Below are 13,384 nucleotides of genomic sequence, written 5' to 3' on the forward strand. Positions count from 1 at the left end.
TTGTAAATCACGCCCAGCTCAAACGCTTTTTTCATCCGGAGACCTTTTTTTGACCAGCCCGAACCCTTCTGGCTCATCATCATTTGGAACCGCGTCTCCGGCGGCCGATGACCCGGTCGATGGCGCCGGTAGCGACAATAAGGAAGATATTGCGGCGCTGGCCAAGGGTGGCCGTACCAATATTTTCGGCTTTCTGCTGCGGCTGGCCGCGCGCCTCCCCTTCCTGTTCATTGCCGGCCGGATTTATGGCGCCGAAGCGCTGGGCCGCTTTGCCTATGCGATTTTGATCGTTGAATTTGCAGCGCAGCTGGCGACACTGGGCCTCAAGCGGGGCCTGGCGGAACAGCTGAGCCGCACCGAAAGGCCACATGTCCATGTCGTCTGGGACGGCCTGCTGGTGAGCTTTTTCGCCTCGCTGCTGGCCGCGGTCCTGCTGATTCTGGTTCCTGAAATCATGTTCCCGAACAGTGAAATCAACGGCTTTGATCGCTTCCTGCCACTGGTGATATTCACCATCGCAGGGGCGGACATTGCGCTTGCCGCCCTGGCCTATCGCTATGACATCGCGTCCACCGTGCGTGCGCGCTCGATCGTCGAGCCCTGGACGATCAGCATCGCCGCCTTTCTGTTCTCCTATTATTCGCTGCGTGACGGCTTGATCCTGTCCTATGTCGTATCGATGCTGGCCGCATTGCTGGCCTCGCTCTGGCCGCTGTTCAGAAGCTATGGCCTGCCCTGGGGCTGGCGGCCCAAGCCGCTGGCGATCGCCAAGCTTGCGCGCCACAATATGCCCCTGGCCGCCGCCGATGCCGCCGAATGGGGTTCCCGGCGTCTGGATCTTGCGATTCTCGGTCTGTTTGCGTCACCCGCCATTGTCGGGATTTATTATATCGCGCAACAGGTCGCCAGCCTGCCGCAGAAACTCAAAACCAGCTTTGATCCGATCCTTGGGCCGGTAATCACCCGTAATCTCGAAGCCGGCAATCTCAAAGGCATTGCCCAGCAGGTTAGCCAGGTCGGCTTCTGGATCATCGCTGCTCAGGCCGGCATCGCGCTGGCGCTGGCTATTCCCGGCGAAGCCGTGATGGGTCTGGTTGGACCAGGCTTTGTGGGCGGCACCGGCGCCTTGGCCTTTCTGCTGGCCGCAGAAGCGGTGGCGGCCACGGCCGTGGTCAGCGAATCGGCACTGGTCTACATCGCCCGCCATCGCAATTTGCTGATCTCTCTGTCGATGTTGCTGTTGCAAGCGGGGTTGAGCGTTGCGTTCATCCAGATCTGTGTCCGGCTGGGCTGGAGCCCACTATTCCAGGCGGCAGCCGTCGCTGCTGCGCTGATGGTTGCACTGGCTTATGCCTCGGTCGTCAAATCCATTTTCCTGTCGAAACTGCTCAAGGCACCAGTAAATGGCTGGCGCTGGTCGCTGATTCTCGCGGCCATGGTCGGCACAGCCGTGGGCTATCTCGCGACCTATCTGCCGGAATGGGCGGAACTGATCCTCGGCATCCCGATGATTCTCGGCAGCTATGCCTTCGTGATCTGGAAATGGGGCTTTGGCCCCGAAGACCGCAAGCTATTCAAGATGAAAAGCTGAGGCTGCAGCCGCGCCGGCAATCAACCGAACCGCTGGTCCACCAGCGCTTTCAGATCCGCTTCCGGGCGTGCGCCATAATGGGAAATCACTTCGGCCGCTGCGATCGCTCCGATGGTCAGACAATCTTCCATCGACCGCCCTTCACTATAGCCGCTGAGAAAGCCCGCTGCGAACAGATCGCCGGCACCGGTGGTATCGACAATCTTGTCTACCGGCTCGGCTCCCACCGCATAGGTTTTCCCGTCACGCACCGCAATCGCGCCCTGTTCGCTGCGCGTTACAATCAGAATATCGACATATTTCGCGGTTTGAGCGACCGCTGCATCAAAGTCTTCTGTCTCGCACAGAGACATGATTTCCGCTTCGTTCGAGAACAATATGTCAATCTTGCCATCCTGGATCAAACCGATGAAATCATCCCGGTGGCGGTCGACGCAAAATCCGTCCGACAGCGTGAACGCAACCTTGCGGTCATTTTTCTGGGCAATATCAATCGCCAGCGCCATCGCAGCCTTGGGTTCGGCCGCATCCCACAAATAGCCTTCGAGATAGAGCACCGCGCCACTCGCGATCAGATCGGCATCGACTGACGCTGGCGGCAGAAACTGCGACGCACCGAGAAACGTATTCATCGTCCGCTGGGCATCCGGTGTCACCAAAATCAAGCAGCGCGCCGTAGGCGGCTCCTTGCCTAGCGGCGGAACGTCAAAATCAATCCCGGTGGCCCGGATGTCATGGGTAAACACTTCGCCCAACTGATCATCGGCAACCTGCGCAATCAGGGCGCATTGTCGCCCAAGTGTAGATGCACCTGCGAGCGTGTTGGATCCCGAGCCACCGCTAATCTCGCGCGCCACGCCCATGTCCTGATAAAGCTGGGTCGCCCGATCCGCATCGATCAAGGTCATCGATCCCTTGGCCAGCTGCTCTTCTTCCAGAAAACTGTCATCCGCCTGAGCAATAACATCGACAATCGCGTTGCCAACGGCAACAATATCGTAACGGGCTTCGGTGGACATATATATTTCCTGAAAATTGGCTTGGGTTGAAGCGCTGTGCGTTAAGGCCAAGCGCGGTTGCGTTCAAGCAGAATTGACGGTCATAGCTGTTCCATGACAAGAGACCGCATGATTGACGCTTTGCTTCTCGCCCTCCGCCAATTGACCGATCGCCGCATCTTGCAGCTGCTCGCCAAGGTCTTGCTACTGTCCCTGGCTCTGTTCGTGGTGTTTGGTGTAGGCGCCTATTTCCTTCTGGTCTGGCTGTTTGCCTGGGCCTCCTGGGATAGCAGCGGTTTTGCGGCGGCAGCGCTTGCGGCCCTCATCGCAATATTCACCGGCATTTTCCTTTTCCGTCTCATCGCAATGTTCGTGCTGAACATTTTTTCCGACGAGGTGGTCGATGCCGTGGAAGCCGTGCACTATCCGGAGCGCGCAGTGACCGCGCAACCGCCCAGCATGGCAACGGGCATAAAAATGGGCCTGGCATCGGTTGGCCGCGCGGTCGCCTATAATCTGCTCGCGGCGCCGCTCTATATCCTGTTGCTGGTCACCGGCGTTGGCGCACCGATCGCCTTTTTTGCGGTCAATGCGATCCTGATCGGGCGCGATTTGCAGGACATGGTCGGCGCCCGGCACACCGCCGTCCCCGGGCAGATTGATGCGGCCTGGCATATTGGCAAAAGCCGCCGCTTTGGCCTGGGATTAATCACTGCGCTGTTGCTCGCAGTGCCGTTTGTCAATTTTCTTGCACCGGTCCTCGGAGCCGCTATGGCTACCCATCTGGTTCACCGTCATCGTAACGTTCACCGCCATGATGGCGCCTTATCAAGCGAGCAGAACTCATGATCCGTACCTTGCCCCTGCTGATGGTCCTTCCCGCCCTTGCGGCTTGCGCTTCCACTGGTGTTGTCCCGCAACCGACAGCCAACACGCCGACGGTTGCGGAATCGCCGCTCAGCAAAGTTGCGGGGCTGGAGCTGGTCATGGGCAAAACGGCCGGTCAGCTCAAACGGATATTCGGGGATCCGCAAGCCGATGTGGTCGAAGCGCCGGCGCGGAAATTACAGTTTTCCAGTGGTGCCTGCATTTTGGATGCCTATCTCTACCCCCAGGAACAGGGTGGCGAAGGCCGCGTGACCCATGTCGATACCCGGCGCAGCGATGGTGCTGAAGTCGACCGTGTGTCTTGCGTGAACGCGCTGCGTTTGCGCTAGAACTCAGACCGGATCGCCCAACCATTCGGCTTGCACCATCGGGTCGCTTTCCTTGCTAGCGCGCATCGTTTTCTCGCTGATGAACCGTTCCGGATCAAGCTGAGACAGCGCCCATATCGCGGCGCCGCGCACCACCGTAGCCTCGTCATCCAGCAAAGCGCCGACCGGGTCAATCAGACTTGCATCCCCGCTATTGCCCGCCGCAATCAGGCTGTTGCGGACCATGCGGTCGCGGCCGGTCCGTTTTATCGGCGAGCCCGAGAATATCTTGCGAAACCCCGCATCATCCATCGCGAGCAGATCACCCAGCTTGGGCGCTGCCAGTTCGGCGCGGGGCAGAAAAGCCTTATGGGCTGCGGCAGACTGGGCAAACTTGTTCCAGGGACAGGCCGCCAGACAATCATCGCACCCATAGATATGGTTCCCCATCGCGGCGCGGTATTTGGCTGGAATCGGGCCCTTATTTTCAATCGTCAGATAGGAAATGCAGGCCTTGGCATCGAGCTGATAAGGCGCGGGAAACGCATTGGTCGGGCAGATATCCTGGCAAGCGGTGCATCGCCCGCAACGATCCTGCCCCGCGGCGGTTGGCACCAGATCTGCCGTGGTGTAGATCGCACCGAGGAACAGCCAGCTACCGTGGCTGCGGCTGACAAGGTTGGTATGTTTGCCCTGCCAGCCCAGTCCCGCAGCCTCGGCCAGCGGTTTCTCCATCACCGGGGCGGTGTCGACAAAGACTTTGACCGCACAATCACTGGTCTCGACCAGCCAGCGCGCCACTCTCTTGAGCGCCGACTTTACCACGTCGTGATAGTCTTTTCCCTGTGCATAAACGGATATTCGCCCGCGATCGCCAATGTCGGCCAGGGCGAACGGGTCGCGTTCCGGTGCGTAGCTCATGCCCAGCATGATCACCGACCGGACCTCCGGCCACAGGCTCTGGGGATCCGCGCGCTGGTCCGCTCGCCCCTCCATCCAGATCATGTCGCCATGACCGCCCTCTGCCAGCCACGCCTGAAGCCTCTTGCCGGTCTCCGGCGCCAATCGGGCCGGCGCGATACCACAAGCGGCAAAGCCTTCCGCCCGCACTTTTTTTTCGATCGCTTCGGTCAATCTTAACTTGTCATCAGCCATATCCGGCCACTATCAATCACCGAGTCCGGATATACCAGTCCCATTTTGGGTTCTTTTTCCGGCCCCCTTGTTTGAAAGTCGCGCATGACCTCGCATGTTTCCAGTCCGCTTTCCGATCCCAGCCCCGAACTGGCGGTGGAAGCCCGTCATATTGTTAAGCATTTTGATGGCGAAATCGCGGTTGACGGCATTGATCTTGAAATCAAACGGGGCAGCATTTTCGGCATTCTGGGTCCGAATGGCGCCGGCAAGACCACGACCCTGAGGATGCTGCTGGGCATTATTGATCCGGATGACGGCGAGCGATTGCTGCTGGGATCTGCAGACCCGATCAGCAAAGCCCATCAGGTTGGCTATCTCCCCGAAGAACGCGGCCTGTACCAATCGATGAAAGCCTATGATGCGATTGCTTTCATGGGGGCTTTGCGGGGTCTGCCGCTCGCCGAAGGCCGGCGACGCGGCAAGGACATGATGGAGAAACACGGCCTGGGTGACGCGATCGACAAACAGATCCGCCAATTGTCCAAGGGCATGGCACAAACCGTTCAGTTGCTCGGCACGATTGTTCACGAACCGGCGCTGATCATTCTCGACGAACCCTTTTCGGGCCTCGATGCGCTCAACCAGGGCAAGCTCGAACGGCTGATCCGGGATCAGGCTGACAAGGGCGTGACGGTGATTTTCTCAACCCACGTTATCGCCCATGCCGAGCGCTTATGTGAAGATATCGCGATTGTTGCCAACGGCAAAATTCCGTTCACCGGCAAGGTTTCAACGGCACGGGACCGCCTGCGGCCACAAGTGCATCTGGAAACCCGCAATCTTGATGGCCCATGGCGCTCTGCCATTCCCTCCGACTGCCAACCGCTCGGTCACAACTGGCATTTCACCTTACCTGAAAGCGGGGTTGAGCCGTTGCTGCGGGCGCTGATCGAAGGGGATGCCGGCATCGAATCCCTGTCGATTGAACGGCCGGGGCTCCATGATGCCTTTGTCCATATTGCCGGCGAAGCCGTTGCCCGAAAAATGGAAGAAGATGCCGCTTCAGAGTCGGTTGAAACAGGAGCGATCGCATGATTGAGACCATCCGCGCGGCTTTTGTCATCGCTCGCCGTGACTTCACCGCGATCATTTTTTCCAAATCCTTTTTCTTCTTTTTGCTCGGACCGATTTTCCCGCTGGCGATCGGAATCGCCGCAGGCGGCCTCGGGCAGCAGGTCAATCAGGATATTGACCGTCCGGTCTTCGGCGTAGCGCTGGCCGCCGACGAAGCCGATCGCCTGATCGCAGCCCGTGCCGCCTTATCCAAAAGCCTGGGCAGCCGCAGTTTCCCGGAACTGCAGATTTTGCCCAACGCCAATCCCGACGATCCCGATATCCGGCGCTATCTCAACACGGCGGAGCAACCACTGACAGCAATCTTGTCGGGATCGCTGGAATCGCCGCGTCTCACGGGATCCAAAGACGATATCAACCGATGGACAGGCAAAACCGCTTTGCTGGCCGAGACCGCCCTCACCGGCTCTCGAGCGGTGTCGGTCAGTACCGACCTGGTGGCCGATACCGAAAGTGCTAAAAAGCGTACCCAGCTTGCCACAGCGCAGGGCGGACAAGCGATCCTGATCCTGCTGACGATGATCCTCGCCGGCATGGTGCTGTCCAATCTGGTTGAGGAAAAAACCAATAAGATCATCGAGATTCTGGCGGCAGCCATTCCCATGGATGCGATTTTTCTCGGTAAATTATTTGCCATGCTCGGCATGGCACTGGTCGGCATCGCGGTCTGGTCCACGCTCGGCTTTATCGGTGTATCGGCGATCATTTCCGGCATGCCGCAAGTCACGCCGCCCGCTGTGGGCTGGCCGCTATTCTGCATCCTGCTGGTGCTTTATTTCTCGATGGCCTATCTGCTGCTCGGATCGCTGTTCCTTGGCATTGGTGCCATGGCGACCACCGTCCGCGAAGTCCAAACGCTGTCGATGCCGGTGACCATGGGACAGTTGTTGGTCTTCTTTCTCGCCTTTTCCTCGATCACCAAGCTGGGTGAACCGGTCGAGTGGTTCGCGGTGCTCTTCCCGTTCAGCTCGCCCTTTGCGATGATCGCACGGGCGGCCCAGATGGACAATATCTGGCAACATGGACTCGCCCTGGCGTGGCAGGCGATATTCACCCTGCTGATCATCCGATTCAGCGTGATGCTGTTCCGCCGCAATGTCATGAAGTCCGGCAACAGCGGCAAAAAAATCAATATTATCGCCCGTCTAACCGGCAGAACCGCTGAGTAAATTGCCTATAATTGATCGTCATCTGACGAAAATTCATTGACATTGCTGTCAATAAATAGAGACTGAACGGGTTTTGAAACGCAACCGATTGCCAAAAATGGGCAACGGCAGGAGAGAATCATGGCTACCAATCCCGTGCTGAATGCAGATACGTTGACCACCTCGCCCACCGCGGCAGAAGCCCTGGAAGCCTGGTACGAAGCCAATCCGCCGATCGCGGATGCCAATGCCAATCCGCGCGATGTGAGTCGCGCCGATCTGTACAGCAAGGATTTGTGGCGGGCGCCGTTCGCCGAGATGCGCGCCAATGCCCCGATCAACAAGGTCGAAGATTCGGCCTATGGCGCCTATTGGAACATTTGTGGTCACAAGGCGATCCAGCATATCGAGGCGCTGCCGGATATCTATTCATCCGATGTCGACGCTGGCGGGATTACGATCGCCGACAATCGCGACAATAACGATTTCCAGTTGCCGATGTTTATCGCCATGGACCGCCCCAAACATACTGGCCAGCGCCGCACCGTTGCTCCCGCCTTCACGCCAACCGAAATGAAGCGGATGGAAGACGAGATCCGCACCCGCACCGCAGAGGTTCTCGATGGACTGCCATGGGACACCGAATTTGACTGGGTCGACAAGGTGTCGATCGAATTAACCACCGGCATGCTCGCCATTTTGTTCGGCTTCCCCTGGGATGATCGCCGCCTGCTCACCTATTGGTCGGACTGGGCGGGCGATGTCGAGCTTTCGCTGGCACCGGAACTGGATGAACAACGGCAGAAAATTCTCTATGAGATGGGCGCCTATTTCCAGAATCTCTGGAACGAGCGGGTCAACGCGGAGCCGACGCCTGACCTGATTTCGATGATGATCCACAGCGAAGCGATGAAAGACATGGACCAGATGGAGTTCATGGGCAATCTGGTGCTGCTGATCGTCGGCGGCAATGATACGACCCGCAACACCATGTCCGGCCTGGCTTATGGTCTCGATCAGTTTCCCGACCAGCGCAAGAAACTGCAGGACAATCCGGACCTGATCCCCAATGCGGTGCAGGAAATCATCCGCTGGCAAACACCGCTGGCTCACATGCGGCGCACCGCGACCCAGGATGCCGACTTATTTGGTCATGAGATCAAAAAGGGCGACAAGATCATCATGTGGTATATCTCCGCCAATCGCGACGAAACCGTGTTTGAAAATGCCGACCAGATTGATGTCGAGCGCGAAAACGCGCGGCGCCATCTGGCCTTTGGTTACGGCATTCACCGCTGTGTCGGCGCGCGTCTGGCCGAACTGCAAATCCGCATCCTGATGGAAGAAATGGCCAAACGGCGAATGCAGATCAATCTTACCGGTGAGCTGAAACGCGTGCATGCCTGTTTCGTCCACGGCTTCCGCAAAATGCAGGTCAAGCTCTCCAAATATTGATCAGCCGCGGTTCACCACCCATATTGTAACCTTTGTGAAATTTGCCCCGAATATAAGGGGAATAGCAAAGGAATAGGATTATGACGCCCATCAGTCGCCGCATGATATTGACCACCGCGCTGGTTGGAGCCGGTGCTTGTGCTGGCGTGGCAGCCACCGGCCTGTACAGCAGCCGCGCGGCCGCGCAATCCGACAAGAAATTTGCCATTACCCGTACGCCGGCTGAATGGAAGAAACGGCTCGGACCCTCGCGCTATCGCATTTTGCGCCAGGCCGGCACTGAGCGGGCTTATTCGAGTCCTTTGGACCAGGAAAAACGGGCTGGAATCTTTGCCTGCGCCGGCTGTAATCTTGGCCTCTATTCCTCGAAAACCAAATTTGACAGCCGTACTGGCTGGCCCAGTTTCTGGGCTCCGATCAAAGGGCGTGTCGGCACTTCCACCGACTATAAAATCGGCTATGCACGAACCGAAGTGCATTGCAGCCGCTGTGGCGGCCATCTCGGCCATATCTTCAATGACGGTCCGCGACCCACCGGCAAGCGGCATTGTATCAACGGCCTGGCTTTGCGATTCATCCCCGCTTAGCCACCGCACCGATGGCCAGCGAACAAGGCTTTCAACCGGCGGGTGCGTCCGGCGCTTCAACCTGTTGCCAGAATTCCAGCTTCACGCCGTCGCAATCGAGAATCCAGGCAAATTTGCCATAACCCTCATCCACCTGTCCGAGAATTTCGATACCCTTGTCCCGGAGGTCGGCGACATAGGCATCGAGATCATCAACCCGGAGATTGATCATGAAGCTGGTCTCGCTGGGGGCGAGATAGTCGGTATCGAGATTGAAATGGCTGATCAGGCTATAGGGCTGGTCGCCAGTCTCCTCGGACCAGCTCAGCATCGGCCCATATTCGCCATCCAGTCCCAGCGTGTCTTTATACCATGCCCGTGTGGCAGCGGGGTCTTTCACTTTGTGAAAAACGCCGCCGAGTCCGGTGATTTTTGCCAATTGTCCCTCCTCGACCTATTCTCCCTGCCCCTAGGGAAATAGCTATCATGCTTTACGATCGTTTACATCACTGTTTTGACACCACTCGCCAAACTAATAGGCCGCTGTCCCGCAAATGGACAGGTTGCAGCCAGGATGGCGTGCGTCCTTGCGCCAGTTGATCCCACAGGCCGCCAGGGTTCCGTGCGGTGTAGAGGCCAAGCTCGGCGACATCGGGACAGGCGACGATATAGCGGATATTCCGAAAATCCAGAATATCCCGTGCGTCTTGCGGGGAAGCGGAGAAGGCCCGGATCTGGTCACCCATCGCGGCATCATTGCGGTGATGGCTGGTGGCAAGCACCTTGTGCGGTGTCTGCACAAGAATCGCAGGACCGAAATCGAACGGCGCCATGATCGAGGTTGGCGGCAAGGCGTTGAGCTTTGTCAGGGATGCAGCTGATCCGCATAGCGGATCGTCGGCCTCCTGCCGCTTTTGTGTCAATCGGGTCTTTTCATCCGGACCGCTGACCGTGTTGACGGCCGCGAGCAACAAAGGACCGGGCAGGATCAGAAACACCACCGCGACAGTCGCGGCGATACGGACAGCCGGGCTTTTCAACGCGCGCGCCTTGGCAAAGACATGCTCCACCGCCCACGCCATGAACGGCAAGGCAAACACCGCCGCCGTCGCAGCAGCGCGCTGCACGAATATCGAAACCAGAACCGCCCACAACAGGGCATAGGCAAGGATGAAAAACCGGTCTTTGTCGATCGCGTCGGCATGATAACGAAGCAGCACGAACAGCCCGCCGAGTCCGACCAATATCGCACCACCGAAAACTGTCACATTATCCGTCCATGGCTGTTTCCAGAGCGGCAGACCCTCGCGGACATTGACCAACCAATAATCGCGAACCATCGGATCCAGACGACCAAAGGCGCTGCCCAGACAATCGGGCGTGATCCAGTATAGCACCACGAAACCGGCAATAGCCGCCAGGCCAAGCGCCGCCAGTCGCAGGCTGATGGCAGCGGGTTTGAAATGGAGCGCGGGCAACAAGATGCCAGCGCCGGCCAGACCGGCGACCAAATGGCCGGTTGAAATCGCGTCACAATAGCTCCGCCACAATTCAAAATGACCATGATTGATCCAGAACAGCGTGATGCTCACACCGAGGAAACCCACCAATGTCCAGAACAAGCGAGGTCCCGTTTCGGCATCGCGAATCCAGCGCCACGCCAGCAGGCCGATAAACCCGATCGACAAGGGCAAGCCTTCCAGCGATATCGATAACCACAGCGCCAAGGTCGCGCCCAGGACCAGACCGGCTTTCCGCTGTGCCGGCCAGAACAGCGTCCACAGCGCCAATAGCGCCAGCGCGATCTGCCAGCCATGATGATCAATCCGCATCGGGCGCAATTGAGCGATAACAGGAACCGCGGTCGCGGTCAGCGCCGCCGCAAGCCAGGCGGTGCGTCGGTCGAATATTTGCCGGGTGATTTTGGCGACCAGCAGCATCACCAGCGCCAGCGTGACCAACGGAATAACTACCATCGCAGCGGTTTCGGCGGCGGCGGCTCCGACAAAGGGCTTCAGCACAAGGATCACCGCCGCCAGCGGCAGTTCGATCAGACGTGTCCAGTGCATCGGCGCGGAGCTCGGATCGCCGATCCGATATTGATGGCTGTCGATCCAGCTTTGTCCGGCAAGCCAATCCCGCAGCTGGACTTGCCGCAGTTGATCATCCGGCCCCCAGCCCATGCCCGACAGGATATTGGGAAAGGTAACCGCGATCAGCACCACGCAAACAGCCAGCCAGATCAGCGCCACTCCGGGGAGCAGCGACGATGACCGCGGATCAGATGCTGGTTGTTCCGTCATGATCCCGCACCCGGCCGCACCCGCCAGACCTGATAGGGTCCGATCATCGGCTGCGGTTCCAACCAGTCAAAGCTTTGGCCTTTGTGCAACTGCATCCAGAATCTGTCCGGCGCCCGCAGCCCATAATAGCGCAATTCGGGACTGCCGTCGCACCCGACAAGATAGTCAATATTACGCCGCTGCATGATCATGCGCGCCGTTTCAGCAGTGCCAGTGAAGGTTTCGATCACATCTTTCATGGCGGCTTGATTGCGATGATGTCCCGTTGCGACAATAGCAAGACCGCTATGTTGCAAGATCGAAGGACTGACATCCAGACCCGTCATCACCCGTGCCGGCGCCAGACGATCCAGAGCGACAATGGCCGGCAGTTCATGACAGGCAAAGGCTTTTTCAAACCGGGTCTTTTCCGCAGCCTGTGCGGCGTTGCTTGCGGCGGCCGCAGGGGTAGCCAGCAGCTGAAAGACTAACGGTCCGACCAGTGTTGGCACCAGCAGACACGCCGCCAAAATCCGCAATCCCATGCGCGGTAACAAACCGGATAGCGCATCGCTCTTGCGGAACATGGCCAGCACCACGGGGGCAATAAGAATTGTCGCGATGACCAGCGCATAGACCGCAACCCGCGAGACATAAAGCCCGACAAGCACCGTCCCGGCGAACAGCAAGGCGATCAAAATGCGGTCCATCCCGGTGACCGTGGTGCCACGGTGAAACAGGCAGAGCACCGCAGCGACGCCGACCGCAAAACCGGCAAGCGGTGCAATCCACTGGCGGCCATCGAGGGCCCATAACGGCAAACCTTCCGGCGTCCGGTCAAACCAATATTCGCGCACCACGGGATCAAGACTGGCAAAGGCGTCGCCGGCACATTGGGGCGCCATGGTCAGCACGCAAAAGGCCGCAGCCCCCGCCGCGACAGCGCTGATAGCAAGTTTGGAAACGACATTCAGAGGTCGGCCAACCGTCCGCGCTGTACAGATCGCGGCGTTGATAACCAGCGCCAGCGTCGCCCAGGCGGCAACGTGAAAAGGCGAGAGGGCATCACAATGGTTCCCAACCGGCTGCAGGCCTTCGGTCATCACAAACAGGGCCGCTGACCCGATTGCCGTAGCGAGCAACGCCACCGGGAACTGAATCTCGCGACCGGCTCGGCCATCGCCCTCACCCGGCCAGATCCAACGCAACGCCAGGAGACCGAGAAACAATATGACGAACGGCAAGGCCTCAACCGAAATTTCCAGCCAGAGCGCTGACGCGAGCCCAAGAATACAAGCGGACCAAAGCGGCGAGCGGATACCGATTAGGCCATGGAAACAGGTCAGAAACAGCACCAGTTGCCAGCCATGGTGATCAATCCGCATCGGCAAGAGCTGATTTATCGCGGGCACAATCGCAAAAATGGCAGCGGCGGCCAGCAGAGCCGCCTTGTGGCCGAAAAGACGGCGCGCGATGCCAGCGGTCAGGACCAGCACACAACCGAGCGTCAGCAAGGGAATGAGCGCCGCGGCCCATTTTTCGGCCTGCATCTGCCCGATAAGCGGCTTCAGGATGACGATGATCGCAGCCAGCGGCACATCCACCAGACGTGACCAGTGCATCGGGCCTCCGTCGGGTGCGTTGATCCGATATTGGGTGACATCAAACCAGCTTTGTCCCGCCAGCCAGTCGCGCACCTGGACCAAGCGCAAATGATCATCAGCATCGCCCATCTGGAAAATCGCGATATTGGACCATTGCGCAAACAGCAGCAATCCGGACAGCGTCGCCCAGAGCAATGCTATCTGCTGCTTGAAAAAGCGTTCATCCCAGAACTGCTTCATTGCGACTCTGCCCCTTCCGGACTGCGCACGTTT

Annotated in this window: 12 protein-coding genes; 7 read left to right on the top strand and 5 right to left on the bottom strand. The window is 58.6% G+C overall.

The annotated features are described in order from the left end of the window. Window positions 1-148 precede the first annotated feature (148 nt). Window positions 149-1,591: a lipopolysaccharide biosynthesis protein gene (locus ACZ1GS_RS13980; protein WP_472698150.1), complete on the top strand. Its 1,443-nt coding sequence runs from the start codon at window positions 149-151 to the stop codon at window positions 1,589-1,591. 20 nt (window positions 1,592-1,611) lie between these two features. On the opposite strand, the gene ACZ1GS_RS13985 is transcribed toward ACZ1GS_RS13980, so the two are convergent. Continuing rightward, a complete protein-coding gene (locus ACZ1GS_RS13985) occupies window positions 1,612-2,610 on the bottom strand; it encodes an adenosine kinase (protein WP_472695779.1) in 999 nt (332 codons plus the stop codon). Window positions 2,611-2,718: 108 nt separating this feature from the next. Here ACZ1GS_RS13985 and ACZ1GS_RS13990 point away from each other — a divergent pair, with 108 nt between their 5' ends. Continuing rightward, window positions 2,719-3,438 carry an EI24 domain-containing protein gene (locus ACZ1GS_RS13990; RefSeq protein ID WP_472695780.1) on the top strand — a complete coding sequence of 240 codons (720 nt, stop codon included), beginning with the start codon at window positions 2,719-2,721 and terminating at the stop codon, window positions 3,436-3,438. After that, window positions 3,435-3,806, top strand: a complete 372-nt coding sequence (locus tag ACZ1GS_RS13995) for a hypothetical protein (protein ID WP_472695781.1) — start codon at window positions 3,435-3,437, stop codon at window positions 3,804-3,806. The genes ACZ1GS_RS13990 and ACZ1GS_RS13995 overlap by 4 nt, the downstream gene beginning before the upstream one ends. 3 nt (window positions 3,807-3,809) lie before the next feature. Here the strand turns inward: ACZ1GS_RS13995 and queG are convergent, their stop codons facing one another. Further along, a complete protein-coding gene (gene queG / locus ACZ1GS_RS14000) occupies window positions 3,810-4,940 on the bottom strand; it encodes a tRNA epoxyqueuosine(34) reductase QueG (protein WP_472695782.1) in 1,131 nt (376 codons plus the stop codon). A gap of 84 nt (window positions 4,941-5,024) precedes the next feature. Here queG and ACZ1GS_RS14005 point away from each other — a divergent pair, with 84 nt between their 5' ends. The 4 genes from ACZ1GS_RS14005 (at window position 5,025) to msrB (ending at window position 9,246) form a co-directional block, all read left to right on the top strand. Then, on the top strand, window positions 5,025-6,017 hold the full coding sequence (locus ACZ1GS_RS14005; RefSeq protein WP_472695783.1) for an ABC transporter ATP-binding protein: 993 nt from the start codon (window positions 5,025-5,027) through the stop codon (window positions 6,015-6,017). Continuing rightward, the gene (locus tag ACZ1GS_RS14010; RefSeq protein ID WP_472695784.1) at window positions 6,014-7,225 is read left to right on the top strand and encodes an ABC transporter permease; all 1,212 of its coding nucleotides are present in this window, start codon (window positions 6,014-6,016) and stop codon (window positions 7,223-7,225) included. The genes ACZ1GS_RS14005 and ACZ1GS_RS14010 overlap by 4 nt, the downstream gene beginning before the upstream one ends. A 120-nt stretch (window positions 7,226-7,345) precedes the next feature. Continuing rightward, on the top strand, window positions 7,346-8,659 hold the full coding sequence (locus ACZ1GS_RS14015) for a cytochrome P450 (protein ID WP_472695785.1): 1,314 nt from the start codon (window positions 7,346-7,348) through the stop codon (window positions 8,657-8,659). An 80-nt stretch (window positions 8,660-8,739) separates the two neighbouring features. After that, the gene (msrB, locus tag ACZ1GS_RS14020; RefSeq protein ID WP_472695786.1) at window positions 8,740-9,246 is read left to right on the top strand and encodes a peptide-methionine (R)-S-oxide reductase MsrB; all 507 of its coding nucleotides are present in this window, start codon (window positions 8,740-8,742) and stop codon (window positions 9,244-9,246) included. Window positions 9,247-9,277: 31 nt separating this feature from the next. On the opposite strand, the gene ACZ1GS_RS14025 is transcribed toward msrB, so the two are convergent. The 3 genes from ACZ1GS_RS14025 to ACZ1GS_RS14035 form a co-directional block, all read right to left on the bottom strand. Further along, a complete protein-coding gene (locus ACZ1GS_RS14025) occupies window positions 9,278-9,664 on the bottom strand; it encodes a VOC family protein (RefSeq protein ID WP_472695787.1) in 387 nt (128 codons plus the stop codon). Window positions 9,665-9,731: 67 nt separating this feature from the next. After that, on the bottom strand, window positions 9,732-11,528 hold the full coding sequence (locus tag ACZ1GS_RS14030) for a hypothetical protein (RefSeq protein WP_472695788.1): 1,797 nt from the start codon (window positions 11,526-11,528) through the stop codon (window positions 9,732-9,734). Then, the gene (locus ACZ1GS_RS14035) at window positions 11,525-13,351 is read right to left on the bottom strand and encodes a hypothetical protein (RefSeq protein WP_472695789.1); all 1,827 of its coding nucleotides are present in this window, start codon (window positions 13,349-13,351) and stop codon (window positions 11,525-11,527) included. Before ACZ1GS_RS14035 ends, ACZ1GS_RS14030 begins: the two co-directional genes overlap by 4 nt. Window positions 13,352-13,384 lie beyond the last annotated feature (33 nt).

The organism is Parasphingorhabdus sp. W113 (assembly GCF_055693205.1).

Excerpts from the sequence above, each read along its gene's own strand:
- ACZ1GS_RS13985 (WP_472695779.1), bottom strand. The coding sequence starts at position 2,610 with ATGTCCACCGAAGCCCGTTACGATATTGTTGCCGTTGGCAACGCGATT.
- ACZ1GS_RS13990 (WP_472695780.1), top strand. The coding sequence starts at position 2,719 with ATGATTGACGCTTTGCTTCTCGCCCTCCGCCAATTGACCGATCGCCGC.
- ACZ1GS_RS13995 (WP_472695781.1), top strand. The coding sequence starts at position 3,435 with ATGATCCGTACCTTGCCCCTGCTGATGGTCCTTCCCGCCCTTGCGGCT.
- queG (WP_472695782.1), bottom strand. The coding sequence starts at position 4,940 with ATGGCTGATGACAAGTTAAGATTGACCGAAGCGATCGAAAAAAAAGTG.
- ACZ1GS_RS14005 (WP_472695783.1), top strand. The coding sequence starts at position 5,025 with ATGACCTCGCATGTTTCCAGTCCGCTTTCCGATCCCAGCCCCGAACTG.
- ACZ1GS_RS14010 (WP_472695784.1), top strand. The coding sequence starts at position 6,014 with ATGATTGAGACCATCCGCGCGGCTTTTGTCATCGCTCGCCGTGACTTC.
- ACZ1GS_RS14015 (WP_472695785.1), top strand. The coding sequence starts at position 7,346 with ATGGCTACCAATCCCGTGCTGAATGCAGATACGTTGACCACCTCGCCC.
- msrB (WP_472695786.1), top strand. The coding sequence starts at position 8,740 with ATGACGCCCATCAGTCGCCGCATGATATTGACCACCGCGCTGGTTGGA.
- ACZ1GS_RS14030 (WP_472695788.1), bottom strand. The coding sequence starts at position 11,528 with ATGACGGAACAACCAGCATCTGATCCGCGGTCATCGTCGCTGCTCCCC.
- ACZ1GS_RS14035 (WP_472695789.1), bottom strand. The coding sequence starts at position 13,351 with ATGAAGCAGTTCTGGGATGAACGCTTTTTCAAGCAGCAGATAGCATTG.